General features: G+C 70.1%; 1 protein-coding gene and 1 pseudogene. Both read right to left on the bottom strand.

The features are described from left to right. Window positions 1–35: 35 nt before the first annotated feature. The gene (locus AOK08_RS41640) at window positions 36–788 is read right to left on the bottom strand and encodes a GntR family transcriptional regulator (RefSeq protein ID WP_055535752.1); all 753 of its coding nucleotides are present in this window, start codon (window positions 786–788) and stop codon (window positions 36–38) included. Window positions 789–1,089: 301 nt separating this feature from the next. Beyond that, window positions 1,090–1,299, bottom strand: a pseudogene (locus AOK08_RS41635) (DUF4190 domain-containing protein); the annotation flags it as partial.

Genomic DNA, 1,299 nt, shown 5'->3' with positions numbered 1-1,299 from the left:
GCTGCGGGGAAGCCGCAGTGAGGGGGACGGCCGGGCTACTTCACCGGCAGGTGGTACGCGACCTGGTAGCGGTCGGCGGGGATCACGACGTCGGCCGTCTCGACCGGGCGCCCCGAGGCGTAGTACGTGCGCTGTACGACGATCACCACATGCCCGGGGACGCCCCCCAGGGACTGCAGTTCCTCGGCGAGGCCGGGGCGGGCGCCAACCTCCTCCGTGACGTTGTCGACGATCACGTCGATGGCCGCCATGCGCTCGACCACACCCATCCCGCCGAGCGGACCCTCCTCGGGCAGCATCACCGGCGTACGGCCGGTGAGGGCCAGGGGCTCCCAGGAGGTGGACAGCATCATCACCTCGCCGGCGTCCCGGAAGACGTACTTCGTGCACATCACGCGGTCGCCGGGCAGCAGCGAGAGCCGCCCGGCGACGGCGCCGCTCGCCGTGGTCTGCGCGCTGCTGGACTCCCAGGTGCCGCGCGCGTCCGCGTCGGACTGCTCCTGGCGGAACGGGGTCGCGCCGCCGTCCGGACGGAAACCGGAGCGGGCGATCCGGCGCGGCACGGGCCGCTCCCGCACATACGTACCCGACCCGGAGCGGCCCTCGACGAGCCCCTCGGCCATGAGCACCTTGCGGGCCTCCAGCGCGACCGTGTCCGAGACGCCGTACTCCTCGCGGATCCTGGCCTGGGAGGGCAGGCGGGTGTGCGGTGGCAGTGAACCGTCGACGATCTTGTTTCGTAGATCACCCGCGACACGCAGGTAGGCCGGCTGTTCACCGAATGTCACGGGCCGCTCCCATCAGGTTGTACAGACAGCAACAGCGTGGCAACCATGGGTTGTGACATGCAAGCAAAGGCCAGAGAATCACTCGATGTGATGACGCGCGCCACCGGAGGACATAACCGGCAGGACATCAGGTAGGCGCACGAGCAGGTGCACAGGCAAGCGCACGGGCAAGTGCACGGACGGGGCGCAGGCCGATCCTCCCCGCTCCGGCAGCCGCCACACCTCACCGACCAGAACTCGAAGACCGCAGCTCACCGATCGCACGCCTCGCCGCTCACACGTTCACACGTTCACTCGACGCTCACACGTTTATACGAGCACTCTCTCCCTCGCCGTTCCCGCTGCCCCCACTCCCCCCGCTGCCCCCGCCGTCTCCGCGGTTCTGCGGGGCGTCGTCCGAGGGCGGGGTCGTCGCGAGCCCCAGAGCCCTGCGCGGGGTGACCGTGCGGTCGGCGTCGAGCAGTGCGTTTCCGGTGTCGTAGTGGTCGTAGAAGGTGTCGGCGTCGGTGGC

It is taken from the genome of Streptomyces graminilatus (genome assembly GCF_001418565.1).
Taxonomy (GTDB): Bacteria; Actinomycetota; Actinomycetes; order Streptomycetales; family Streptomycetaceae; genus Streptomyces; species Streptomyces graminilatus.
The sequence above is the reverse complement of the archived record's forward strand: the minus strand, read 5'-3'. Positions and strand labels throughout refer to the sequence as shown.